General features: G+C 36.4%; 1 protein-coding gene and 1 pseudogene. Both read left to right on the plus strand.

The genetic code is table 11. From position 1 onward, the window contains the following. Positions 1 to 244, plus strand: a pseudogene (locus AC1DWB_RS36225) (site-specific integrase); the annotation flags it as partial. A gap of 470 nt (positions 245 to 714) precedes the next feature. Next, positions 715 to 913: alpha/beta fold hydrolase (locus tag AC1DWB_RS36230; protein ID WP_477545882.1), on the plus strand; the 199-nt coding region annotated here is incomplete at its 3' end.

Consider the following 913-nt stretch of genomic DNA (forward strand, 5'->3'; position numbering starts at 1 on the left):
GGCTTGTGTTGGATGTGGGGCTAAAGTCCCTCGACCGGAGTTCAAAGAAGAAATAACAGCCTTTTATAATTGGGCGGATGAAAGTGAAAAACGATTTGAGCAACTGGGTTTACTCCTTGAAGCAAAGAAGATGAAGATCGCAAAAAATAGAGCTAAAGGCGAGTTAAAGGAAATCCAGTTGATAGAAAAAACTCAAAAGGATGAGACATATGCACCGCAAATCCGTTTCACCTCAAGCAAATGAACGTGAATGGCTTGAGTCATTATACGATAAAAAGAGAAGTCGCTCTTATGAACTTGGAGTTACAGCAATTACAGTTCTTTGTAATGAAGGTAAACCTGTTTCCTACCGAACTGTCGCACTTAAGTCTAAGGAAATTGATCCTGATGGAAGGGGAATTCACCAGAATACGATCACATAGACCGTGTTAGACAGCGTTATATGCAGTTAACAAAGCCTGAACTGGTTGAATTGATTATCCGAATGGAACAGTACATTTCTCACCAAAATCAGCACTGGTTGAAAAATGAGTTTGGAAAGTTCCAATAAATGAAGAACGCTACAAGAGCGTTGAACTAACTGGCAGTTTTCTATAAACTCAACCTTCATTAAATTGTAATATTATGTTATTATACTATCAGAACGTATGTTCCTTCCCAATTACTGTGATAGTAGGTTTGTGTTTTCTATACACCAATATTTAGGGGGTCAATATGCCGTACATACAATTTAATGATTTGGAAATGTATTATGAGAAAATGGGAGTTAATGAGCCATTAATATTTTTGCATAGTCATTATTCAAGAGGAATAATAGCTTTTGCAAGTCAAATGTTAGATTTTCAAAGGAAATATACTTGTTATTTTCCTGATTTCAGAGGTCATGGTCGAACAAAATGTGACAGTCTTGAAT

The organism is Paenibacillus sp. P4_E11, from assembly GCF_056401635.1.